Genomic DNA, 488 nt, shown 5'->3' with positions numbered 1-488 from the left:
GGGCCAGCCGGGCCTTTTTTCTGCTCGCCGGTAACAACGTTGAACTTGGCAACCGCATGGTATTTGTCGCCAGCATTTTCTGCCGGACGGTACCCATGACCTTTTTCTGTAATAACATGCAGCAGGATCGGGCCTTTATCCGTATCGCGCAGGTTGCGCAGGATATTGACCAGCTGCGGCAGGTCGTGCCCATCCACCGGGCCCACGTAATAAAAGCCCAGTTCTTCGAACAGGGTGCCGCCGGTAATCATGCCGCGGGCGTATTCATCCGCCTTGCGGGCAGTCCGCTCGACCGGGGCAGGCAGTTTTTTGACAAACTTGCCCGCCAGCTCGCGCAGCTCCATGAACTTGCGGGAGGACATAAGGCGCGAGAGATAGTTGGACATGGCCCCAACCGGCGGGGCAATGGACATTTCGTTATCGTTGAGGATGACAATCAGCCGTTCGGCCCCGGGGCCAGCCACGGCGGCGTTGTTCATGGCCTCATA

General features: G+C 58.8%; 1 protein-coding gene. It reads right to left on the bottom strand.

The annotated features are described in order from the left end of the window. Positions 1 to 488, bottom strand: a 488-nt coding sequence (locus Absy_RS12555; protein ID WP_048855095.1) for a 1-deoxy-D-xylulose-5-phosphate synthase N-terminal domain-containing protein, incomplete at both ends; no start/stop codon positions are given.

It is taken from the genome of Acetobacter syzygii, assembly GCF_000964225.1.
Taxonomy (GTDB): Bacteria; Pseudomonadota; Alphaproteobacteria; order Acetobacterales; family Acetobacteraceae; genus Acetobacter; species Acetobacter syzygii.
This window is presented reverse-complemented; position numbering and strand designations above follow the sequence as displayed.